The organism is Chryseobacterium sp. SSA4.19 (assembly GCF_022601875.1).
GTDB lineage: Bacteria > Bacteroidota > Bacteroidia > Flavobacteriales > Weeksellaceae > Chryseobacterium.
This window is the reverse complement of sequence record NZ_JAKVIP010000019.1, coordinates 35132-58252: the sequence shown is the minus strand read 5'-3', so window position 1 is coordinate 58252 and position 23121 is coordinate 35132. Positions and strand designations below refer to the sequence as shown.

Sequence of the window (23121 nt, the reverse complement as noted above, 5' to 3'; positions counted from 1 at the left end):
TATTTGGAAAACTTAAGATTTGTAAGCTATTTATGTTATGGAATAATCACTATTTATTTAACGATTTAATTCCCATTTCATACAATGCAAAAGAAATAAGGTCTGCGTTTTCACTGATTACCTGATCTGTTGCTCTTCCCGCCCCGTGGCCTGCATTTTTTTCAATTCTTAATAAAACAGGATTGTTACAGGTCTGCTTTTCCTGCAGTTCTGCTCCAAATTTAAAAGAATGTGCCGGAACGACCCTGTCATCATGATCGCTTGTGATAATCATCGTTGAAGGGTAGCAGGTTCCTGCTTTCACGTTATGAACCGGAGAGTATGATTTTAGATAGTCGAACATTTCCTTGTTGTCTTCTGCGGTCCCATAATCATAAGACCAGCCTGCACCCGCGGTAAATTTATTATACCTTAGCATATCCAGTACGCCAACCCCGGGAAAAGCCACTTTAGCCAGGTCCGGACGCATCGTCATCGTGGCCCCGACTAGAAGTCCACCGTTTGATCTTCCGGAAAGTGCCATGAAGTTTTTTGAAGTATAGCCTTTAGCCTGTAAATATTCTCCCGCTGCGATAAAATCATTGAATACATTTTTCTTATCCATTTTGGTTCCTGCATCATGCCATTTTTTACCGTATTCACCACCACCGCGAATGTTGGGAACTGCGTAAATCCCGCCATTTTCCATCCAGATGGCATTTACAACGGAGAAAGCCGGCTGTAAACTGATGTTGAAGCCTCCATAAGAATAAAGAATCGTCGGGTTTTTACCGTCAAGCTTTGTTCCTTTTTTATAATTGATCATCATCGGGATTTTCGTCCCGTCTTTTGAGGTATAAAACACCTGTTCAGAAATATAGTTATCCGGATTGAACTTTACTTTCGGTTTCTGGTATACTTCTGATTTCCCGGAATCCGCATTGAATTTATAGGTTGTTCCCGGCGTAATGTAATTGGTAAATGAGAAATACAGCTCTTTTTCTTTTTCTTTTCCTCCAAAGCCTGAAATATTTCCTTTTCCGGGAAGGGTAATTTCCCTGACCATTTTTCCGGATCTGTCAAACTGTTTCACCTGATCAATTGCATCAATCATGTAGGTTGCGAAGAAATAACCTCCTCCGGTCGTGATTCCCAACACATTTTCTGTCTGAGGAATTACATCTTTCCAGGTGTCAGGTGACGGATTTTTAATCGTGGTCTTTACCAGACGCATATTCGGTGCATCTTTGTCTGTAAAGATATAGAGATCATCCCCCTGGGTATCCACAATATTCACATTGATGTCAAAACCTTTATTAATCTGAATAAAATCACCTCCGTTTTTTAGATCCTTGATATACAACTCATTCCCGTTTGTGGCATTGGCTGCCGATATTATTAAATACCGCTGATCCTCGGAAACGCCTGCCCCCAGATATCTTCTCGGTGTTTTATCACCTCCGAAAATCAATTGGTCTGACGACTGCTTCGTTCCTAATTTATGAAAGTATACTTTGTGCTTATCGGTCATTCCGGAAAGTACGGTTCCTTCTTTCGGCTTGTCATAGCTTGAATAATAAAACCCTTCATCTCCCTGCCAGGAAATCCCGCTGAATTTCACATCGGTTAATGTTTCATCGATTTGTTTTTTGGAAACGGCATCAATAATGATGATCTTATTCCAATCGCTTCCGCCTTCCGAAATGGAATAGGCTGCTAAATTCCCTTTTTTATTAAAGGACAGCTGAGAAAGTGAAGTTGTTCCTTTTTCTGAGAATTTATTAGGATCCAGGAAAACTTCGGTTGCTTTTGTTTTATTATTTGTCCTGTATAAAACAGATTGGGCCTGAAGGCCATCATTTTTGTAATAATAGGTATAATCTCCTTCTTTGAAAGGTGCTGAAATTTTTTCATAATTCCAGATGTCTCTCAGCTGATTTTTAATCTGGTCTCTGAAAGGAATTTTAGAAAGATAATTCTGGCTGTAGCCCACTTCTTCATCCACCCATTTTTTGGTGGCTTCGGAATCATTTTCCAAGTCTCTGTACGGATCTGCTACGGCAGTCCCGAAATAGGTATCAGTTTGGTTTCCTTTTACGGCTTTAGGATAGGTCATTTTTTGAGAATAGAATGTCGCTGAAAATAATACTCCAGCGGTTAGTAATATTGGTCTGAATTTCATATGAAGCTATTTCTCCAAAAATAAGGAATCTGTTTAAATAAAAAAAGCCATCAGATAGACTGACAGCTTTCTATAATTATTTTCAGGAATATTAGTTTTTGATAAACTTCAATGATTGCCTGATATCTTTTGTCTTTATCTGAATAATATAGTTGCCTTTTTGCAACTCCTGAACATGTGTTTCTGTATTGAACTGAGAACTTCCGTTCTGCACCATTTTTCCGGAAACATCGAAAATACGGTATTCAAAACTGTCATTCCCTTTATTTTTGTTTTGAATGGTCAATGTATTGCCAACAGGATTTGGGTATAACGCTAATGAACTCTGGCCAGTATCAACAGCAGTATCGTTTACTCCTAAGAAACCACCCGTAAATTTAGTTAAATAACTTGAATAGCCATACACTCCGCCACTACTTCCGGAATAGCTGAGTACAAACGAACCGTCACTGAGAACGAACAGCCTTTGAACGTCTTCCGCTTTTACTCCTGTTGACGGCGGTGTCGTATTAAATATCTGGTAGCCGTTGGATGATGTTGAGTAATCAATGGTTCCATTTCCATTGAATCTCATTGAGAACAACTGCGTATTAATATTGGCCGTCCAGAAATTGCTTACATTTCCCATCACCAATATTTTGGAATTCGGAAGCACTTTAATCTGTGAAATATATAAAGTAGGAGCATTGGCAAATGAATAATTCGGTGTTCTTCCTCCGTTTGAAAATCCGGTGACAAATGCACCATCCGAGATTTGGATTTTAGACAAAAATACACTGTCATATCCCCCGGAAGCGTAATGTAAAAGCAAAATAGAATTATTTGAATAATCATATTCAAAATTCGTTACTGCAGATTGAGTACTACTCGGCATAATGATACTTCCGTTATTTCCGAAAGAAGTATCATAGGTTCCATCTGCTAATCTTCTTTCAATATACGACTCATTGATGTTGGTAGAAGTATTCTTTTTTGAACCTACCAGTAGAAATTTTCCATCATTCTGACGATATAATTTTATAGGGTTAAAAGTGCCAAGCGCAAGAATCCCATTGGTTCCGAAACTATTGTCTTTAATTCCATTAGCATTAAATTTCACTATGAAATCTCCCATGTCATAACCAAGTACATAGCTGTTTCCGGCATCATCAACAACGATATCATCTGCCGTACCATTCTGTCCCAAAGATATTTTTGTAAAGCCATTGGTCCCGAAGGTGGTATCTAAAGTCCCATCTAAATTTACTCTTACAATAAACATATTATACAAGCTATAAGTCGGGTTGGCATTGGCTCTTCCGATAATAATTATTTTATTATTGTGCAAAACCATTTTTTTCACAGATTCGCTTTCATTGATCGAACTGTAGCTGTCGACATCAATTATCTTTGTTCCAAAAGCTGCATCAACCACACCATTCTGATTGATTTTATTGATGTTAATATGGGAACTTGAGTTGTATGCCGTCATAAACTGTCCGTCCGGCAGCATAATCGCATCTGAGAGTGTCGTGCTGTTGATTTTTCTATATCCGCTTTCGCCAAAAGAAGCATCCAAGCTGAAGGTCTGCGCTGTTGTAAAATATGAAATTGCTAAAAGCAATAAAAAGTAGTATTTCTTCATGTATTATCAGTTTTATTTAATTATTTTAAATAGTTGTTTATTAAAATATTTTTGCAAATATAACCTTTAAAGATTAACCATATGTCAATAAAAAAGCCTCTAATAACAGAGACTTTAAAATATCTTATAATAAAAAATATTAGTAATTTTCTTCTTCGCCCTTCATCTTCTCAGCATTTTCTGCCATAATCACGGCATCGATCATTTCGCCGATATCGCCATTCATATATGCATCCAGATTGTACATGGATTTATTGATTCTGTGGTCGGTTACCCTTCCCTGAGGATAATTGTAGGTTTTGATCTTTGCCGAACGGTCCCCTGTAGAGACCATCGATTTTCTCTGGGCAGCAATATCACCCTGAACTTTCTGCAATTCGATGTCGTATAGTCTGGTACGAAGCATTTCCATTGCCAATTCTCTGTTCGCCAGCTGGGAACGTGCCTGTTGACAAACAACTACCATCCCTGACGGCTTATGCGTTAACTGTACTTTGGTTTCTACTTTGTTTACGTTTTGTCCACCTGCTCCGCCTGAACGTGAAGTCTGCATTTCGATATCTGCAGGATTTAATTCAAAATCCACTTCTTCAGCTTCCGGAAGAACAGCCACTGTAATAGCCGAAGTGTGAACCCTTCCCTGCGATTCAGTTTCGGGAACACGCTGTACCCGGTGAACTCCTGATTCGAATTTCATGATCCCGTACACCCCTTCGCCTTCTACTTTCATGATTAATTCTTTGTAGCCTTTTGCTGCTTCGTTAGCATCTGTTACTTCATGTCTCCATCCTTTGGTTTTGAAGTACATGGTATATGCCCTGTAGACATCTTCAACGAAAATTGCTGCTTCATCACCACCGGTTCCGGCACGAAGTTCCACAATAACGTTTTTATCGTCTGCAGGATCTTTAGGTATTAAAAGTACCTTCAGTTCTTCTTCAAGGCCCGGAAGTTTAGCCTGAGCTTCAAGTTTTTCTTCTTTCGCCATTTCGACAAGATCCCTGTCTGAACCGTCTGCAATAATTTCTTCAGATTCTGCAATATTGTCTAAGGCGTTTTTATATTGATCGTAAACACGTACAATTTTCCCTAAATCGCTGTATTCTTTGTTTAAAGATGAATATCTTTTCTGATCCGAAATTACGTCTGGCTGTATAATAAGATCTGCGACCTCATTATATCTCTGTTTTATCGCTTCTAATTTTGGAATTAATGATTTAGACATTGTTGAAATTTAATTTGCAAAGATACGGATTGATAGGTAACAAAAAAAGCTCATTTTTATGAGCTTTTTTATATTTCACCTGATGTTTGTTATTATGCTAAATTATTTTAAAAATTAAGTTTATAATTCTATTGATTCAACATAAACATCTGATTTAAAATTTAGTTACTGAATAATCATTTTTTGGATGGCCGTTCCATTATCGGACTTTAAATGTATCAGATAAGTACCTGCCGGATAATCTGCTTTAAGATCATATATTCCGTCTTCATCTTTCAATTTAAATGAATCCAGCTTTTTGCCGCTCAGGTCATAAACCGTAATTTCTCCTTTTTTAGCTTTATGGTAAATTAATTTCGCCATTCCGCTTTTTACGGGATTATCTGCAACCTGAAGTGATAATCTGTTAGATACATTTTCATCAGCTACAGATAATGATCCTGTATAATTTTCGAAAATCCTGAAGTCTCCCGGCTGGAGCGTAACCGGATTTGTGGTTGAGGTGATATTTAAAACCGCATTATCCATTAAATTCTGCCACTGACCCGTATACGGAAAATAAGGGACTACATTTTGTACTGTCGTGGAATAATTTGCCAGAACTACAATATTTTTCACGCCGGCTGTCAACAGATTATCATAAATATAAATTCTTGTAATTAAACCGTTCGGATCATTGGAAAGATTGTTAGATTCAACAGTATATGTTTTTGATCTGAAAACAGGATACGTATTCCGAATACTAATGATTTTCGCCCATGTATCATACACCGATTTTCTGTTGGCATCAGTGTCATAGCCCAAAGAGAAGGCAACCGGCTTTTCATCTGTTCTGCATCCGTTATTAATTGATCCGTCTGCACATCGGTTAATGCTGAATTCATAGCCCAGTTCCCCAAACTGCCAGATCATTTTCGGGCCGGGGATGGTAAAGAATGTTGCTCCAAAAGCTTTCATCCTTTCCAGAGCTGTATTTAAATTCTTAACATCATAGCTTCCATTTACTGCACCATAGGCAAGATTTTTAAACATCAGCCTTTCTTCATCATGACTCTCGCCATATCCTACGGCATTCATATTCGTAAAACCATGAAGTGCATGATTCATTCTGTCAAAGTTGCTGTTTTCTTTATAACCCATGGTATTCTGATTGTAGGATCCGTTTTGGTTATTCCAGAGCATTACGCCTTTCCCCTCTGCGATTCTGTAATTGGCCCATTGCTGCTCTTCCTGATCTGTCCCCAGATGCTCAAAGATTATATAAGAACCAGGATCGATTGCCCATTGTTTGTCTGCGTAATTTTTCAGGATATCTACCCGATCCTGCTGATAGGCATTGGTACAGGCTTCATCGGTTTCAGAACAGTTCTGGGTAAACCCTTTTGTTAAATCCCATCGGAAACCGTCAATTTTATATTCTGTCAGCCATTGCTGAAGACATCTTTCCACATAATATTGCGTGGAAGGACTTGTATGGTTGAAATCATTAAATACATTATAAGAATGTTTAGGAACGGTATTAAAGTAAGGATTGTCAGCTGCTACATTTCCGTAACCATCCCCATCAGGATCTGTATTCCAAAGCCTTACCAATGGCGAACGTCCGGTGGCGTGGTTAAAAGCGACATCCAAAATCACAGCAATTCCGTTCTGGTGGCAGAGATCAACAAATTCCTTAAACTTTTCCGGAGTTCCGTACGCTTTATCCAGGGCATAATGGAAAGAAGTATTGTAGCCCCATGAAAGATTTCCTTCAAACTCCATGATCGGCATCAGCTCGATTGCATTAATATTCAATCCTTTCAGGTAATTGATTTTATTGATCAGTGACTGCCAGTTTTTCTCCTGTGTGAAGTCTCTCAATAATAATTCATACACAACCAGATTTTCTTTTGCCGGACGCTGGAAATTATTTACTTGCCAGTTATAAGCGGCCTGCCCTGTTTTAAACATGGAAACCTCAAAACCCTGTCCTGCAGGAAACGGAGGTAAATTCGGATATGTTGTCAATGATATATACTGATCATCGTAGGAAGATAAAATTTGTGGAGAATATGGATCTGCCACTTTTCTCAGGTCATTGGTTCTGTATTGGAAAGTATACAGTTGCTGTGGTGTCATCCCGCTCAGTTCAATCCAGTATAAATCCGGATTTGTAGTATCTCGTTTCATCAGAAAAGCATCATTCACCATCCAGTTATTGAAACTTCCAATGACATGAACAAAATTTTTAGCCGGTGCATATAAGGCCAGGCCTACTTTTGTATTGTCTGTAGGGTGATAGCTGATTCCCTGCCTGATCCAGCCCGGTATTGCTTCCGAAACTACCGTTCTCGGAACCTGTACCGTAAATGTGGAAGTTTTCGAAGTTGAACCCTGCGTAGCAATCAATTCCATATTCGCATCTTCCGTAACCGTATAAGTGTAAGCATATGAGGTAGCAGGAACCGATGTGGAGTGCACAACAGTTCCGTTAGCCTTTAACTGAAAGGTTGCATTTACATTGGTAGCCGCTGTAATATTGACAGAATTTCCTGTTGCCACAGAGGTCAGACTATTGGGTGCCGGATTAGTCAGAGTCAAGTTTAAAACTCCGACATTCACAAAAATATCGGGTGAGGTCTGGTGATTTCCTGTTTTATCTTTCAGCAGAAAACCGAATCTTCCGATCCCGGTTCTGCCATAGAAGGCAGTAGGTGTAAAGGTTAGCGAATAGGTATCCGTTGCGGAATTATATTGTAACCTGTTCGTCTCATTAGAATTGTTCCAACTGCCGTTGGTCGGGCAATCCTGACTGTTCTGATAGTTAACATCGAGTGACAAGGACCATATATACACTGCATTGTTTGAAATTCCCCATGCCGCTTCATCGATCTGATTCCCGTGTATTGTCAATGTAATGGCATCTGTTTCATTAAACGGATTCGGAGTGATGGTATAGCTTATCTGTCCAAATACAAATGTGATGAGAAATAACAGTGTGCCGGAATAAAATTTTTTCATATCGTTAATTTATGACTAAAATAATCCATTTTCAGCAATCTTTCCGGCTTTTCATGAAAAAGATAAATTTTATAAATTAAACCATCATTTGTTTTAATCCTCTTTATGATTGTAAATAAGCGATCTATTTTATCTCATTAAAAGTTCAGGCGCGGGCTCTGCCCGCGCCTGAACCAGCTATCATTTAAATAGCAGCCTCAACAAACTTTACTGATCATTATTACCATAAAATTAGTTTTTAACTACTTTTTTAGACAAAGTCTGACCATTCCTGAATTTTAATTCCACAATATAGATTCCGTTAGAAAGATTCTGCATATTAATCTGATGATCAGAAAAAGGAACTGACATATTTTGTCCTAAAATATTGCTTACTGTTACCGTTTCAACAGCTAAATCTGTTTTAAGGTACAGAACTCCATGAGTAGGATTAGGATAGATCCCGACAAGTTTAAAAAGAGGTACATTCTCGGAAGTAGACAGTCCGGCAAGGTCCTTCGTGCACCGCACCGATTCTCCCTGTCCTCTTGGGCCTCCCGAACCCGGTGTTACAATAGAAGAACCTATGTATAAATATTTTCCTCCTGAATTCGCTGTCCCTGAACTCCAGTAATATCCTCTTGTTCCCACGTACGTAAATTGACCATTTGTATTGCTTCTGTATCCTGCAGCAGGCAATTTCAGGTAGCTTGCATAGGCCGAGGCCGGATTATTTATTCCTTCTGCAGCTACCAAGCCGGTCCAGTCTGCCTGAGAGGGCAGTCTCCAACCCTGTCCTATGGCATGGCAAGGATCAGCACCGATCGTGGAGGTAACACTTGAACCTGAGGTCGCATTCCACGCATCACTGGTTGCATTGGTGGCCCACCACGAACCTGTTCCTGAACCTAATATAAATGAGCCTGTTCCTGTTAAACCGTCAGGAGAATTCGGAGAAGGAGTTCCAGCAGTCGCAGAATTTCTCAGTTGATGACCGTCATCCCATCTTCCCCACTGGAACAGATCTCCATACGAACTGGCATCATCAGAAGATGTGGCGACCCGGGAACTTCCTAAATTCTGCTGGAGCCATATCTTACCATCTGCTCCCCTTACGGTTGTATAAGATACCGGCTGGCCGCGGTAATTAAATTTGACACATCCGAGATCACCTGTATTGCTATCAGGATCCACATTGTTACAAGGTGTTGTAAGGGATATTCTCTTTACTTTTGTACCATCCTGGGAATAGGCCAGAACCAAATAATTATTGGTTTCATCTACGGCAAGGTCATTAAACTTTGCCTGCCCGTCTGAAATAAAATCTCCTCCGAAGCTTCCCCACGTTTGTGTGGCTGTATCTAATTTATATACTGTGTTCCGTAAAAAATCATCATTTTCCCAGCGGCTTGCCACTACATAAGGAATTCCTTCAGAAGTAACAGCTATAGCGACATGCTGGACCTTACCTGTTGAAAAATTGTTATTTCCCACCTGCAGCCAGCTGGTACCGTCAAATTTTTTAACGTTTAGCTTTTTTCCGTTAGCCGAACTTGATACATACGCTACATATAAGTTATTCTGCGCATCGATAGCAAGATCAGAAGTATACTGTTCACCGGACGATGCTGCATCGACAATACTTCCTCCTACCAGCGACCAGCTGTCAGAAACTGTTGCTGAAGTGGTATTTTCATATACTTTTACTTCGCCGGATGTGCTGCAGGCATACACTTTGTTGTTGGTTCCGATGACCATTTCCGCAAAACTTGATCCGTTAGAAAACCCGGTATTGCCCACCTGTTCCCAGGTTCCATTTACATACCGCTGAACGGTACCTGAGTTATGCGTTGAATAAGTAAACAAAATATTGGCAGGCGAAACTGCAGAAGCCTGATAATTAACCTGTGAAATAGTAGGCTTCGGAAGCTGCGTCCAGACTGAACCACTAAACCGGCGAACTTCCAAACCTGTATCGGGATATCCTGCCTGATTGGTATAATAAAGATTTCCTGACCCGTCAATTGACAATGAATTATAAGTTGCTGTACCTGTCGTAATTCCTGCACTGCCTCCAACGTATGACCATACATTTCCATCAAACATCTGAACAGAACCTTTTGCCACAGAAACATCATAATAGGAAATAAAATATTTCCCTCCATAGATTACCAGATTATTGTAACTGGTTCCGCCTGCAGATACAGACGGTACACCTCCTACATCTTCCCATTGCTGAGCATAGGTAGAATTTTTTAAACAGATTATAAATATCAACAGAATCATTTTCTGTGCTACAAAATATATTTTTCTAAACTTCATAAATATTATTTTTATTTATTCTAAATTATAATTAATTTTGTGCAAAAGTAAACGTCTGTTAGAATTTAAAGTTATCATTTTCAACATTTTTGTTATCGGATATTGATATAACTTAAATTATATTAAGGATTTGTATATGAAGCGAGCCAGTAAAAAAGTAGTATTCAGTTCAGAAGAAATTAAAATTGTAATTCAGGACGATCCTCATCCTAATAAACTCTCAGCTTCTTTCAGTATTCAAAGCAAAGCAAATTTTGACCTTATCTTTTTGTTGAGCCCTGATATCTATCTGATAGGAACCGATTGTGAAAAGAAATTTCTATTTAAGAAAAACCAGTATTTTCTTCATTATTGTCCGTCAGAAAGTCATGCGGAATTGTGGACAGAACATCAGGAAACTTTAAAATATTTTCATATCCAGATCAATTACAATTATATTTTCAACCTTATCAATCCTGAAGTCAGTAATGAAAATGCAGAAATCCTGGCAAGTATGGTTAATAACCAATACATCTTTCTCAATAAATTGGCTCCGCCTTACATGACTGTTGAAATGCATATTATTTTAAAAGAAATCATCAGCTATTCTAAAAAAGGCATGATGCAGAAATTATTTGTTGAAGCTAAAATCATCAAACTTTTGATACTCATATTCGAACAGTTCAATGAAAAAAATACACTTACTGCAATGCCTCAAACCCCGTTAATCATCAGAAGGTTTGTAGATGAAAATTATCAAAGAAATATTAAGGTTGAAGAAATAGGAAAAACAATAGGAATTAATCAAAATACCATCAGAAAATCATTTAAAGCACACTATCATATGACGGTAAGCGATTATATGGCTGAATTAAGAATGCTGAAAGCAAAAAAGCTGATCATCAATAAAGAAATGATGATTAAAGAAATTGCTATAGAATGCGGTTATGAGTATGTACAGAATTTCTCCAGAGCGTTTAAAAAGAAATTCGGTATCTCTCCTGAAAAATTAAGAAATGAATAAACGAAAAAAACCACTTAATAAATAAGTGGTTATATATGTTGTTTTGCTTTGATATTGCTTCCTCAGAATTCAGGTGAGAAAACAATGACAAAATCAATTAATGATGATGTCCGTGACTGTCGTGGCTATGATCATGGATGAATGGACCATGACCTTTAGGCTCATTGTAAATAACCTCTGCACCCTCCTGCTCATATACCATTTTACTTCTGACATCTTCCGGATCAAAAGCTTTTACTTTTCCGAAATATTCTTTTAAGCCTTCGGTTAACCATAAAGGAATGACAAAACCGAAAAACATGAAAATACACCAGAATCCTACTAGGAACATTATAATGAAGAATACGGTCCAAAGGAACTGGTAAAATGGCCAAAATGCTGATAAAATCATTATCATTTCTTAAAGATTTTAGGCAAAAATAGGACTTTTTATTTTTTTATACAAAAGATATGTATCCTAATTTATTATTTATTTTGATTTTAAACTAATCTGCTAAGGCTAAATTATTTTTTTAGATCATTCAGAGCCACTTTTGCAATATCTTTTACAACCTGAGTTGGTGAATGGCAGTCGCAGTTGCTCAACCCGATCACATATAGATCCTCATCAGGAATATAGACGCCCATAGATTTAAAACCGAAAATACTTCCGCCGTGTTCCCTTATTGATATTCCGCCAATATCTTTCAGGTGCCATCCATACCCATAGGTGAACGGTTCTCCGCTATTAAGTCTATATTTTGTAAAAGCTTTTTTAGTATGTATAGCATCAAGAATAAGGTTTTTATTCAGGGCATTATGCCATTTCACCATATCCTCTACGGTAGACATGAGAGATCCTGAAGCAAAAGGAACACTGAAATTAATGACAGTCTTGTTAACATATCCGTCACTCTTCTGGTGATAGCCATATGCTCTATTTTTAATAATTTTCCTGTCGCTTGCATAATAAGAATGATCCATTCCTGCCTTTTCAAAAATATTTTTCTGGATAAAGTCGTCGTATTTTTCACCGGAAACCCGTTCAATAAGATAGCCCAATACTACATATCCTGAATTGTTATAATCAAATTTTTCTCCCGGCCTGAAATCAACCGGCTCATTTTTGAAAAAATTGACCATTGCCTCAGGAGACATTTCCTTCTGAGCTATTTCTGAAAGTGATTTCATTTTAGTAAAATCCTTGATTCCGGAAGTGTGTGTAAGCAGATGATGAATGGTAATAGAATTGCCGGCCGGATAATCCGGCATGTATTTAGAAACAGGATCATTAATATTAAGCTTTCCCTGGGCTTCCAGGATCAGAATGGCAACCGCAGTAAACTGTTTGGTCATCGATCCGATCTGAAAAACATTGTCGGGGGCCATATTGACATCAAGTTCTATATTGGCTTTACCAAATGCCTTTTCATACACAATTTTCCCTTTTTTTGAAACCAGGAAAACTCCGCCGGGACCGTTTGGATCGCTAAATTCAGTTTTGATGAGGCTGTCTATCTTTGAAATAAGCTGTGCATAGGATTGATTAGAGACACAAATACACAATAATAAGCTTAAAAGAAAATTTTTCATAGTTACTACTTTGTATTGCAAAAGTACAGTTTAAAAAAGTACCATGCAATACAAAGTAGTATTTATTTTACATTTTTAGTGTGACAGATCAGCGAAGAAATCATTCCCTTTATCATCGGTAATAATAAATGCCGGAAAGTCTTTTACTTCAATTTTCCTAACGGCTTCCATTCCCAATTCAGGGAAATCCACAACCTCAACAGAAACGATATTGTCTTTAGCTAAAATTGCGGCAGGCCCACCGATTGATCCGAGATAAAAACCGCCATATTTATTACATGCATTGGTTACATCTGTCGTTCTGTTTCCTTTTGCCAGCATGACCATGCTTCCGCCATGGCTCTGGAATTCATCCACATACACATCCATTCTTCCTGCCGTTGTAGGTCCGAAACTTCCTGAAGCCATTCCATCCGGTGTTTTTGCCGGGCCGGCATAATAAATCGGGTGATTTTTGAAATATTCCGGCATAGGCTGCCCGCTATCGATAAGCTCCTTGATTTTTGCATGGGCGATATCTCTTGCCACGATCAGGGTTCCGTTAAGTTTTAACCTTGTTTTAATCGGATATTTAGAAAGCTCAGCTAAGATTTCTGCCATTGGCTGGTTCAGATTAATTTCTACAGCTTCTTCAAGGTGTGGTGGAGTTGCAGGCAAAAATCTTTTCGGATTCTCTTCTAATTGCTCCAGGAAGATGCCTTCTCTGGTAATTTTTCCTTTAATATTACGGTCTGCTGAGCACGAAACCCCCATCCCGACCGGACAGGAAGCAGCATGGCGAGGAAGCCTGATTACCCGCACATCATGGGTAAGGTATTTCCCGCCAAACTGTGCTCCGATTGAACTCTCCTCACAGATTTTCTGGATTCTGGCTTCCCACTCCAGGTCCCTGAAAGCCTGACCGGCTTCATTCCCTTGTGTCGGAAGGTAGTCATAATATTTTGCTGATGCCTTTTTCACTGCAGCGAGGTTTGCTTCCGCAGAAGTGCCACCGATCACCAAAGCCAGATGATATGGAGGACAAGCTGCTGTCCCGAGATCTGAAATTCTTTCTTTTACAAAAGCCTCCAATGATTTTTCATTCAGCAAAGATTTTGTCTTTTGGTACAGGAAAGTTTTATTGGCAGAACCTCCGCCTTTTGTTAAGAATAAAAACTCATAGTAATCTCCTTTTTTAGCATAAATATCAATCTGTGCCGGAAGATTGGATCCTGAATTCTTTTCATCAAACATGGTTAATGGAACGACCTGAGAATATCTTAAGTTTCTTTTCTGATAGGTATTGTAAATTCCTTTGCTTAAATATTCACCATCATCAACCCCGGTATATACATTTTCACCTTTCTTCCCCATCACAATGGCCGTCCCGGTATCCTGGCAGGATGGCAAGGCTCCTTCTGCAGCTACTGCGGCATTCTGCAATAGGTTATAAGCCACAAACCGATCGTTATCGGTAGCTTCAGGATCATCAATAATTCTTTTAAGACTTGCCAAATGGGTAGAACGAAGCATAAAAGAAACATCAGCCATAGCTTCTTCGGCCAGCAGCTCAAGGCCTTTTGGATCAATCGTTACAATTTCTCTATCGCCTAACTGTTCAACTTTCACATAATCTGAAGTTAATTTCCTGTATACCGTATTGTCTTTCTGAATCGGGTACGGATCCTGATATCTAAATTCCATTCTTCTTTTTATTTGGGTGCAAAAATAAAACTTCGTGAAAAATGCAGAACAAAATCATTCATTTAGATTGATATTTATAATCGTTATAAATTGTGAGGTTGTGAGTTTATGATTAATTTTATAAAACATTTTTTAATCTTAATTTTTACAATAATTTTAATTGAAACTTAATGAAAAATATTTTAATCATACTTTTCTTTCTTATTACTTATAGCAATAGCTTTGCTCAGAAAAAATCAGATTTTTCTAATCTTACAGGAATTTGGACAGGAAAGATTGATGAAAATCAAGTCAAATTTGAAGTTTTAGAGAACAATCCAAAATCTTTTACATTTTCATTTATTAATTTTCAAAATGAAAAGTTTATTATAAAAAAATCTGATATTACAACAAATGAAAAAAATGAAATTGTTATCAAAATAAAAGAAGCAAAATTTTCCTCGGAAAGATGGGAAAAATGTGTTTTTTCTACAGGAATTATTACGATTTCCAATTTATCACAAAGCCGTATGACTTTAAACTTAAAATCTGTAGGACCAACGTGTTGGATAATGGATGATGTATCAATAAATATGGACGATATGGATAACACTGAATTAATAAAAAGAAATAAATAAAATGAATTACAGAATAGAAAAAGACACCATGGGTGAAGTGCAGGTTCCTGCTGATAAATTTTGGGGCGCACAGACCGAGCGTTCAAGAAACAATTTCAAAATAGGGCCGGAAGGTTCTATGCCACATGAAATCATTGAAGCTTTTGCGTATTTAAAGAAAGCTGCAGCTTTCGCTAATGCAGACCTGGGAGTTCTTCCTGCTGAAAAAAGAGATATGATTGCTAAAGTCTGTGATGAAATCCTTGAAGGCAAGCTGAACGACCAGTTTCCATTGGTGATCTGGCAGACGGGTTCCGGAACGCAATCCAATATGAATGTAAATGAGGTTGTTTCAAACAGAGCCCACGTCAACAATGGAGGTACTTTAGGAGGTAAATCTGAAATCCATCCTAATGACGATGTGAACAAATCCCAGTCTTCCAACGATACTTATCCGACTGCAATGCATATTGCGGCTTATAAAAAGGTAGTTGACGTAACCATCCCGGCAGTTGAAAAACTGAGAGATACTTTAGCTGAAAAGATGGAAGCTTTTAAAAATATCGTTAAAATCGGCAGAACACACCTAATGGATGCTACTCCATTAACTTTAGGACAGGAATTTTCAGGATACGTGGCCCAATTGAATTACGGAATCAAAGCGTTGAAAAATACACTGCCTCACCTTTCCGAGCTGGCTTTAGGAGGAACTGCAGTAGGAACTGGCTTAAATACACCACAGGGATATGACGTAAAAGTAGCGGAATATATTGCCAGCTTCACAAATCACCCTTTTGTAACGGCTGAAAATAAATTTGAGGCTCTGGCTGCACATGATGCGATTGTAGAATCTCACGGCGCCTTAAAACAACTTGCCGTTTCTTTATATAAAATTGCCCAGGACATCAGGCTGCTGGCTTCAGGGCCGCGTTCGGGAATCGGGGAAATTCATATTCCGGAAAATGAGCCGGGTTCTTCCATCATGCCAGGAAAAGTAAATCCTACTCAAAACGAAGCCATGACAATGATTTGCGCACAGGTTTTAGGAAATGACACCACCATTTCTTTTGCGGGAACCCAAGGAAATTACGAACTAAATGTATTCAAACCGGTAATGGCTTATAATTTCTTACAGTCTGCACAGCTGATTGCAGATGCCTGTATTTCGTTCAATGATCACTGTGCGATAGGCATTGAACCCAATAATGAAAGAATCAAAGAGCTGGTTGATAAATCTTTGATGCTCGTAACTGCTTTGAATACGCATATCGGCTATGAAAATGCTGCTAAAATTGCAAAAACAGCCCACAAGAACGGGACAACTTTGAAAGAAGAAGCGATCAATCTTGGTTTTGTAACTTCCGAGCAGTTTGACGAATGGGTAAAACCGGAAGATATGGTAGGCAGCCTGAAATAGAATTCACCCCATAAAAACAAAACACTCCGTAGAAAATTCTGCGGAGTGTTTTGTTTGTTAATTTGAATGTTGATTATCTTACCTCAATTCATATACCAATTAAATTCTTCTATTTTAATAAATGGTCTTTAAAATAATTTTATGTTTTCCTGAATGTTTGACTTAATGGGATACCCATCAAAATTATCTTTCTGGATTACCATCCCAAAGCAATTCCGAAAACCAAAGCTTTGTCATTTTCAAAGTAAGAATCCTTAAAGAAATTGCTGAAATCTTTTTTAACGAAAAGGCTGATATTGTCATAAGAAACCGTAACCTGCGCACCGTATACAAAAGGGTTTACCTGATAATTTGACCGGTCACGGAAGCTTTGGTTATCTCCTTTCACAATATTATTCGTTGACATTTTAATTCCGCCATAGACATTGGCACTCATTCTCAGCCCGTCCGAATAAGGCCTGTACTGTACATCCATTCCTGCATTTTGCAGCTTTGAAAAATTATACTGAAAACCAAAAGGAACCATCAGGTAACCTGTTCTCAGCTTAGCTTTATCAAGACTTCCTTCATATTTTGCAAGAAAAACATTTTCGTTCTGTTTTGCGAATACCAGGTTGTTGTCTGTACGAACAGTTCTCCATGAGAATCCTAAACCTGAGATCAATCCCCACGGGCTGGTTCTGCTGAACTGATAATTAAATTTCAAGCCAAATTCAAAATTGTTGGCATACCCTAAATTTTTATCCAGGTCGTTGTCTGGTTTATCATTCGTTAAAGTCATGATTCCGTAAGAAATATACCCGTCAAAACTTTTCTTAGGCTGAAATTTTTTCAAAAGCTTTTCTTTTAATTCCTCGTTTGAGCTCACATCAGAATTTAGAAGAGAATATCTTACCTGCTTTTGAATCATCTGATCCAAATCGAATCCCAGTCCTGCAATTCTTGCATCAATCTTTTGAGAGTAAGCATCTGCAATCTGCGCTTTTTGTTTACTGAATTCAGATTTGTCTAAATTTTTAGCCTGCAGAACCGATAATTCAGCTTCCATCAGTTTCTTTTCTTCCTGAATGATTTCATTGATTTTTACTGCATATTCCTCTACTTTTTCCTTTACAATCGGGCTTACTGTAGTATCTTCTTTGGGCTGAAGATTTAAACTCAATGTCCTTCTCTGTGCATTGATTGACGTAATAATAAGGCACAACATTCCTGTGATGATAAATTTCTTAATCATAGTTTTATTATTTTTTAGTTTAATCTGGATTATTTTGTATTCAGATCGATGGTGGCTACATTACTTCCATCCTTCGATTTTTCAATGACATCTTTATGTTCAACGGAGAAAAGCAGTGTAGAAGGATCAACATATCTTTTTTTATTCTGAACCTTTACCGAATCTGTTTTTGCAATGATTTTCAAAGGCGGATTCTGCGTAATTTCAGAAATAATTTCCGGAGAGTTCTCTTTAATCAGAGGACGGTCACTTTTAAGAAAAACTTTTTCTTCGGGTTTTGATTCTGCAAAATTATCTTTATTCTGAGGTAGTTTTTTCTGAAGGCGGGGTACCATTACGGTCTCAGAATTTATTTTTTCAGATTGGTCAGAATATTCTGTTTCTAAAGATGGGCTTTTAACTGAATTTACAATAGGTGCTTCGGATTTTTCATCTTTATTAAAAAATAAAACCGATCCCAAACCAAATATCAAAACAAAACATGCCGCAAATAAAAACCTGTTAAAAACAGGTTTTCCAGAGCCTGTATTAACTGTTTGGGATTGAATTTCTGACCACAAATCTCTTGAAGGATTTATTTCCCTGTCATCAATTTGTTTTTTTATATAACGTTCTATAGGTTTAGCAGTTTTCATTTGCTAGTGCTTTTTGTTGATTAAAATAAAGTTTTCTTAGTTTCTCTTTTGCCCGGAACAACTGTGTTTTACTTACGGCCGTAGAAATATTCAGAAGCTCAGCAATTTCCTGATGTGAAAACTCTTCCAGTACATAGAGGTTAAAAACCATTTTGTAATTATCCGGCAGTTGATCCAGCAGTTCCTGTGCATTAAAATTAAAATCCTGTTCTTCTTCATGAATTTCTTCAAGATAGGAGGAGCTTACCTCATCAAGATAAAAAACGGTTTTACGGCTTTTAATAAAGTTAAGGCATTCATTCACAACAATCCTTCTCGTCCAGCCTTCAAAGCTGCCTTCTTCCCGGAAGCTTTCTATATTTTTGAAAATTTTACAAAATGCTTTAATCAGACAGTCTTCTGCCTGATACAGATCACTGATGTAACTTCTGCTTACACTCAGAAATTTCTTTACATTCTGATCATAAAAGATTCTTTGTGCTGCCGGATCCTGTTTTTTCAGGCGGCTCAGCAAATCCTCTTTTTTATTTCCGATCAAAAGCTTCATAATTATTGTTTCTATTACTAAGACAAAGAAATATAGAAAAAGTTACACTTGTAAAATATTTTTTAAAAAATTTAATTATAAAATAGAAAAAGCTCCTGAAGTTCAGAAGCTTCCATGTTTACTGTTTAATGATTTTTTTCCTTATTTTTAAATGATCAGTCGTAATCTGAATCATATAAGTACCTTTTGAAAGATCTGACAGGTTGTAAGAATCTGATTTTTCCCTAAAAGTTTTTATTATCTTTCCTGACATATCGATTACAGAAATAATATATTTTGATTTTAAATCCGATCTAATAATATAAAGATGATCTTTTACCGGATTGGGATAAATATCAAATATATTTTTGACCGAGACATCAGATGTTGATAAAAGATCTGAATAAATCACCACATCATCGACAACTGCGCCATACGAGTAATCACCGGCATCATCATATATGAATCTGAGTTGGAAGTTGGGACTCATATAAGGAGTTAAGTCAATATCTGTTGCTTCTGCATAAGTATCGACATAAAATACAAAAGCACCAGGATCGAGCCCCCAGTCTCCGGCTTCACCGGCAAAAATAAACACCTGTGCCCATGAAGTCCCGTCAAAAACCTCAACCTTTAAAGTAGAATCATCATTATACATCATATTGGCATATTTAAATGATAATTTCAGACCTGCAGCGGCTGTCAGATTAATTACAGGTGAAGTTAATGTTGCATTGGAATTAACACCTGACTCGCCTGAATTATTGTCATCAAAGAATGCTGCGCCACTCGGAAATGTTGCAAAACTATTTCCAGTTCCTACTGTCCAGTTTTCCGATGTATCGGGATTATTGGCTACCCAGCCGACGGGTAATACTCCACCCTCAAAACTTTCAGAAAATAGCTGCGCATTACTCGATCCGGCAGCGAAAATAAATAAGAATACATATTTTTTCATGATTAAGTGATTTAAAAGTATTATAAATTTAATATTTAATTTTGACTGATACCACACTTATCATTTAAAAAAATTTCATTACTTAAACAGAAAGGCTCCTGAATGGAGCCTCTATTGTAAAATGATGATAAAACTATCCTAGGTTAACATCCGTTGTGCTTTTTTTACACCTTCGACCAACAGATCAATTTCATTAAATGTATTATAAACGGCAAAACTCGCTCTTACGGTCCCGGCAATCTTAAAGAAATCCATAATCGGCTGCGTACAGTGATGCCCCGTTCTTACAGCAATTCCCAATTTATCGAGAATCATCCCGACATCAGAAGCAATTCCTATTCCCTCAAGATTAAAAGAAACGACACCTGTTCTGTTCGCTTTTTCACCATAGATCCTGATTCCTTCCAGTTCCAAAAGATGTTTTTGAGCATATTCAAGTAAGGCATTCTCATGATTGCGGATATTTTCCTGCCCCACCTTCAGGATGAAGTCTACCGCTGCACCCAAAGCAATATTTCCTCCTACATTTGGGGTTCCTGCTTCATACTTAAAGGGCAGTGCTGCATACGTGGTTCCGGTAAACGAGCAGGTAGCAATCATTTCTCCTCCTCCATGAAACGGGGGTAATTCTTCAAGAAGCTGTTGCTTACCGTATAAAATTCCTGTTCCCATCGGAGCATACATTTTATGTCCGGAAAAAACAAAAAAATCGCAATCCATTTTTTGGACGTCCACGGTAAAGTGCGGAGCCGACTGGGCGCCATCGATGACAATATAGGCATCCGTATGTTTTCTGGTTCTTGCTATAATTTCTTCAATTGGATTGATGACTCCCAATGCATTGGAGACATGATTCAAAGAAACTACTTTTGTCTTTTCGCTTAAAAATCCTTCAAACTGGTCAAGGTCAAGAATCCCGTTTTCATCGATAGGGATCACTTTTAACTGCGCGCCTGTTCTTTCACAAAGCAACTGCCAGGGAACAATATTGGAGTGGTGCTCCAGATAAGAGATGATAATCTCATCATTTTTTTTAAGTTTCTGTGTTAAAATATAAGAGATAAGATTCAATCCTTCTGTAGTCCCTTTGGTAAAGATGACTTCAAAATCATGTTCAGCATTAATAAATTTCTGAATTTTCCTTCTGGAACGCTCCATTTCTTCCGTAGCCAACTGACTTAAGGTATGAATTCCCCTGTGTACATTGGCATTAATTTCCGTATAATACCTATTCCAGACTTCTAAAACAGAATCCGGTTTCTGTGATGTTGCTGCATTATCTAAGTAAACCAACGGCTTACCGTTTACCTGCCTGTCTAATATAGAAAACTGACTTCTTACTTCCTGAATGTCAAACATTTATAAAATTTTAAATTAACGTGTCCTTATTTAGAACCCTTCAAATTTACGGCTTTTTTCTGAAAAGTGTCATGCATAAAATCATGATAGATGTAATCTAAAAATAAAAACCTGCCATAAAATGACAGGTTTTATATAATGTAAATAAGTAATTCTTATTCTGCTGCAGTGGTTTCTTCTGCTGCCGGAGCTGCTCCTTCTTCAGTTGCAACTTCTTCTTCTTCATCATCTTCAATTGCTGCCCCTCCTTTCATTGCATTTCTAGACATCTTAACAGCAACTACTACCGCGTTGTCAGGGTGCATGAAAGAATATCCTTCAGTTTTGATTCCTCCGATGTATAACTTGTTACCGATTCTTAACGGAGTAACATCTACAACGATTTCGTCTGGTAAGTTAGCAGGAATAGCTTTTACCTTTAATTTTCTGAAAGACTGACGTAGAACACCACCAGCCACAACACCTTTAGAACGACCCGTAATTCTTACCGGAACTTCCATAACAACCGGCTTGTCATCAGCTAATTGATAGAAATCTGCGTGAAGAATTTTATCTGTGATCGGATGGAACTGAATATCCTGAAGAACAGCCGGAATTGTCTGACCATCAACCTCAATAGATACCGTGTGTGCTTCAGGAGTATATACCAAACCTTTGAATGCTCTCTCTTCTGCAGAGAAATTCAATGGCTCACCACCTCCGTAAACAACACAAGGAACTAATTCAGCATCACGTAAAGCTTTTGTCGACTTTTTGCCCACGCTTTCTCTTTTTGTACCTTGAATTGTAATAGATTTCATTTATAAAATTTTAAAAATTGTTTTAAATCAAAATTGCAAACTATTGAATATCAATTAAATAATAAATTTACTGCTAATTGACTGGTGTTCATGAACCATCTTCATAACGTCCGCAAATAATGGGGCGCAAGATAGCACTTTTATTTTAGTTGACAAATTATTTTTTACAGGAATTGAGTCAGTTACAATCACTTCCAGTAATTTTGAGTTCTCAATATTATCGTACGCCTTTCCTGAAAGTACCCCGTGAGTAGCCATTGCTCTTACAGATTTTGCACCTTTTTCTATCAGGATATCTGCTGCTTTACAAAGCGTTCCAGCCGTATCAATCATATCGTCGATAAGGATCACATTTTTACCTTCCACATCCCCGATAAGGAACATCTCCTCCACTACATTGGCTTTTTTCCTTTCCTTATAAGCAATTACAACGTCTGCCCCCAAGTGGCCGGCATAATTTTTTGCTCTTTTTGCTCCTCCCATATCCGGGGAAGCAATGGTAAGGTCTTCCAGGTTCAGATCTCTGATATAATCCACAAAAATCGTAGATGCATACAAATGATCTACCGGAATCTCAAAGAACCCCTGAATCTGGTCTGCATGGAGATCCATTGTCATTACTCTTGTTGCTCCGGCTGCAGTCAACAGATTTGCTACCAATTTAGCTCCGATGGGTGCTCTTGGCTTGTCTTTCCTGTCTTGTCTGGCAAGCCCGAAATAAGGAAGAACGACTGTAATACTTTTAGCAGAAGCTCTTTTTGCAGCGTCAATCATTAGAAGAAGTTCTAAAAGATTATCTGCCGGGGGAAATGTAGATCCAATCAGGAAAACTCTCCCTCCTCTCACGGATTCATCTAAAACGGGCTCAAATTCTCCGTCGCTGAACTCCTGAAAGTTGATTTTCCCTAATTGCTGCCCGTAATATTGGGCAATTTTCTCTGCCAAGTCCTTACTCGTCCTTGTACAAAATAGATAACTTAACTGATCGGCCATTTTTACTTTTTAAAAGATTTTGCAAATTTAA

At 37.8% G+C, this 23121-nt stretch carries 18 protein-coding genes; 3 read left to right on the top strand and 15 right to left on the bottom strand.

Going from position 1 to position 23121, the window contains the following annotated elements; all coding sequences use genetic code 11:
- Nucleotides 1–49: 49 nt before the first annotated feature.
- The 5 genes from MKJ01_RS13620 to MKJ01_RS13600 all read right to left on the bottom strand — a co-directional run bounded on the left by MKJ01_RS13620 (nt 50) and on the right by MKJ01_RS13600 (nt 10314).
- Nucleotides 50–2161, bottom strand: a complete 2112-nt coding sequence (locus MKJ01_RS13620) for a prolyl oligopeptidase family protein (RefSeq protein WP_241614646.1) — start codon at nt 2159–2161, stop codon at nt 50–52.
- A 91-nt stretch (nt 2162–2252) separates the two neighbouring features.
- Entirely contained in the window at nt 2253–3785 is a 1533-nt protein-coding gene (locus MKJ01_RS13615) for a T9SS type A sorting domain-containing protein (protein WP_241614645.1), read from the bottom strand.
- Between the two features lie 139 nt (nt 3786–3924).
- Nucleotides 3925–5010 carry a peptide chain release factor 1 gene (prfA, locus tag MKJ01_RS13610; protein WP_241614644.1) on the bottom strand — a complete coding sequence of 362 codons (1086 nt, stop codon included), beginning with the start codon at nt 5008–5010 and terminating at the stop codon, nt 3925–3927.
- A gap of 165 nt (nt 5011–5175) precedes the next feature.
- On the bottom strand, nt 5176–8013 hold the full coding sequence (locus MKJ01_RS13605; protein ID WP_241614643.1) for an alpha-amylase family glycosyl hydrolase: 2838 nt from the start codon (nt 8011–8013) through the stop codon (nt 5176–5178).
- Between the two features lie 231 nt (nt 8014–8244).
- Entirely contained in the window at nt 8245–10314 is a 2070-nt protein-coding gene (locus MKJ01_RS13600) for a T9SS type A sorting domain-containing protein (protein WP_241614642.1), read from the bottom strand.
- A gap of 136 nt (nt 10315–10450) precedes the next feature.
- On the opposite strand from MKJ01_RS13600, the gene MKJ01_RS13595 reads away from it, so the two are divergent.
- Nucleotides 10451–11317: a helix-turn-helix transcriptional regulator gene (locus tag MKJ01_RS13595; protein WP_241614641.1), complete on the top strand. Its 867-nt coding sequence runs from the start codon at nt 10451–10453 to the stop codon at nt 11315–11317.
- A gap of 97 nt (nt 11318–11414) precedes the next feature.
- On the opposite strand, the gene MKJ01_RS13590 is transcribed toward MKJ01_RS13595, so the two are convergent.
- The 3 genes from MKJ01_RS13590 to MKJ01_RS13580 form a co-directional block, all read right to left on the bottom strand.
- Complete coding sequence (locus tag MKJ01_RS13590) at nt 11415–11708, bottom strand: hypothetical protein (RefSeq protein ID WP_241632656.1); 294 nt, start codon at nt 11706–11708, stop codon at nt 11415–11417.
- A 113-nt stretch (nt 11709–11821) separates the two neighbouring features.
- On the bottom strand, nt 11822–12889 hold the full coding sequence (locus MKJ01_RS13585; protein ID WP_241614639.1) for a serine hydrolase: 1068 nt from the start codon (nt 12887–12889) through the stop codon (nt 11822–11824).
- 75 nt (nt 12890–12964) lie between these two features.
- Entirely contained in the window at nt 12965–14572 is a 1608-nt protein-coding gene (locus MKJ01_RS13580; RefSeq protein ID WP_241614638.1) for a fumarate hydratase, read from the bottom strand.
- Nucleotides 14573–14742: 170 nt separating this feature from the next.
- Here MKJ01_RS13580 and MKJ01_RS13575 point away from each other — a divergent pair, with 170 nt between their 5' ends.
- On the top strand, nt 14743–15189 hold the full coding sequence (locus MKJ01_RS13575) for a hypothetical protein (protein ID WP_241614637.1): 447 nt from the start codon (nt 14743–14745) through the stop codon (nt 15187–15189).
- 1 nt (nt 15190) lies between these two features.
- Nucleotides 15191–16585 carry a class II fumarate hydratase gene (gene fumC, locus MKJ01_RS13570; protein ID WP_241614636.1) on the top strand — a complete coding sequence of 465 codons (1395 nt, stop codon included), beginning with the start codon at nt 15191–15193 and terminating at the stop codon, nt 16583–16585.
- A gap of 196 nt (nt 16586–16781) precedes the next feature.
- Here fumC and MKJ01_RS13565 read toward each other — a convergent pair whose 3' ends face one another.
- The 7 genes from MKJ01_RS13565 to MKJ01_RS13535 form a co-directional block, all read right to left on the bottom strand.
- Nucleotides 16782–17819, bottom strand: a complete 1038-nt coding sequence (locus MKJ01_RS13565; RefSeq protein ID WP_241614635.1) for an outer membrane beta-barrel protein — start codon at nt 17817–17819, stop codon at nt 16782–16784.
- Between the two features lie 29 nt (nt 17820–17848).
- Nucleotides 17849–18454: a hypothetical protein gene (locus MKJ01_RS13560; protein WP_241614634.1), complete on the bottom strand. Its 606-nt coding sequence runs from the start codon at nt 18452–18454 to the stop codon at nt 17849–17851.
- Nucleotides 18441–19001 carry an RNA polymerase sigma factor gene (locus MKJ01_RS13555; protein WP_241614633.1) on the bottom strand — a complete coding sequence of 187 codons (561 nt, stop codon included), beginning with the start codon at nt 18999–19001 and terminating at the stop codon, nt 18441–18443. Before MKJ01_RS13555 ends, MKJ01_RS13560 begins: the two co-directional genes overlap by 14 nt.
- A 118-nt stretch (nt 19002–19119) precedes the next feature.
- The gene (locus MKJ01_RS13550; protein ID WP_241614632.1) at nt 19120–19938 is read right to left on the bottom strand and encodes a T9SS type A sorting domain-containing protein; all 819 of its coding nucleotides are present in this window, start codon (nt 19936–19938) and stop codon (nt 19120–19122) included.
- Nucleotides 19939–20076: 138 nt separating this feature from the next.
- The gene (locus MKJ01_RS13545) at nt 20077–21297 is read right to left on the bottom strand and encodes an aminotransferase class V-fold PLP-dependent enzyme (RefSeq protein WP_241614631.1); all 1221 of its coding nucleotides are present in this window, start codon (nt 21295–21297) and stop codon (nt 20077–20079) included.
- 155 nt (nt 21298–21452) lie between these two features.
- Complete coding sequence (locus MKJ01_RS13540; protein ID WP_241614630.1) at nt 21453–22097, bottom strand: 50S ribosomal protein L25/general stress protein Ctc; 645 nt, start codon at nt 22095–22097, stop codon at nt 21453–21455.
- A gap of 54 nt (nt 22098–22151) precedes the next feature.
- The gene (locus tag MKJ01_RS13535) at nt 22152–23090 is read right to left on the bottom strand and encodes a ribose-phosphate pyrophosphokinase (protein WP_241614629.1); all 939 of its coding nucleotides are present in this window, start codon (nt 23088–23090) and stop codon (nt 22152–22154) included.
- Nucleotides 23091–23121: the final 31 nt, after the last annotated feature.

Bases quoted from the DNA above. Each gene is read 5' to 3' on its own strand.
- MKJ01_RS13620 (WP_241614646.1), bottom strand. From the start codon at position 2,161: ATGAAATTCAGACCAATATTACTAACCGCTGGAGTATTATTTTCAGCG.
- MKJ01_RS13615 (WP_241614645.1), bottom strand. From the start codon at position 3,785: ATGAAGAAATACTACTTTTTATTGCTTTTAGCAATTTCATATTTTACA.
- prfA (WP_241614644.1), bottom strand. From the start codon at position 5,010: ATGTCTAAATCATTAATTCCAAAATTAGAAGCGATAAAACAGAGATAT.
- MKJ01_RS13605 (WP_241614643.1), bottom strand. From the start codon at position 8,013: ATGAAAAAATTTTATTCCGGCACACTGTTATTTCTCATCACATTTGTA.
- MKJ01_RS13600 (WP_241614642.1), bottom strand. From the start codon at position 10,314: ATGAAGTTTAGAAAAATATATTTTGTAGCACAGAAAATGATTCTGTTG.
- MKJ01_RS13595 (WP_241614641.1), top strand. From the start codon at position 10,451: ATGAAGCGAGCCAGTAAAAAAGTAGTATTCAGTTCAGAAGAAATTAAA.
- MKJ01_RS13590 (WP_241632656.1), bottom strand. From the start codon at position 11,708: ATGATTTTATCAGCATTTTGGCCATTTTACCAGTTCCTTTGGACCGTA.
- MKJ01_RS13585 (WP_241614639.1), bottom strand. From the start codon at position 12,889: ATGAAAAATTTTCTTTTAAGCTTATTATTGTGTATTTGTGTCTCTAAT.
- MKJ01_RS13580 (WP_241614638.1), bottom strand. From the start codon at position 14,572: ATGGAATTTAGATATCAGGATCCGTACCCGATTCAGAAAGACAATACG.
- MKJ01_RS13575 (WP_241614637.1), top strand. From the start codon at position 14,743: ATGAAAAATATTTTAATCATACTTTTCTTTCTTATTACTTATAGCAAT.
- fumC (WP_241614636.1), top strand. From the start codon at position 15,191: ATGAATTACAGAATAGAAAAAGACACCATGGGTGAAGTGCAGGTTCCT.
- MKJ01_RS13565 (WP_241614635.1), bottom strand. From the start codon at position 17,819: ATGATTAAGAAATTTATCATCACAGGAATGTTGTGCCTTATTATTACG.
- MKJ01_RS13560 (WP_241614634.1), bottom strand. From the start codon at position 18,454: ATGAAAACTGCTAAACCTATAGAACGTTATATAAAAAAACAAATTGAT.
- MKJ01_RS13555 (WP_241614633.1), bottom strand. From the start codon at position 19,001: ATGAAGCTTTTGATCGGAAATAAAAAAGAGGATTTGCTGAGCCGCCTG.
- MKJ01_RS13550 (WP_241614632.1), bottom strand. From the start codon at position 19,938: ATGAAAAAATATGTATTCTTATTTATTTTCGCTGCCGGATCGAGTAAT.
- MKJ01_RS13545 (WP_241614631.1), bottom strand. From the start codon at position 21,297: ATGTTTGACATTCAGGAAGTAAGAAGTCAGTTTTCTATATTAGACAGG.
- MKJ01_RS13540 (WP_241614630.1), bottom strand. From the start codon at position 22,097: ATGAAATCTATTACAATTCAAGGTACAAAAAGAGAAAGCGTGGGCAAA.
- MKJ01_RS13535 (WP_241614629.1), bottom strand. From the start codon at position 23,090: ATGGCCGATCAGTTAAGTTATCTATTTTGTACAAGGACGAGTAAGGAC.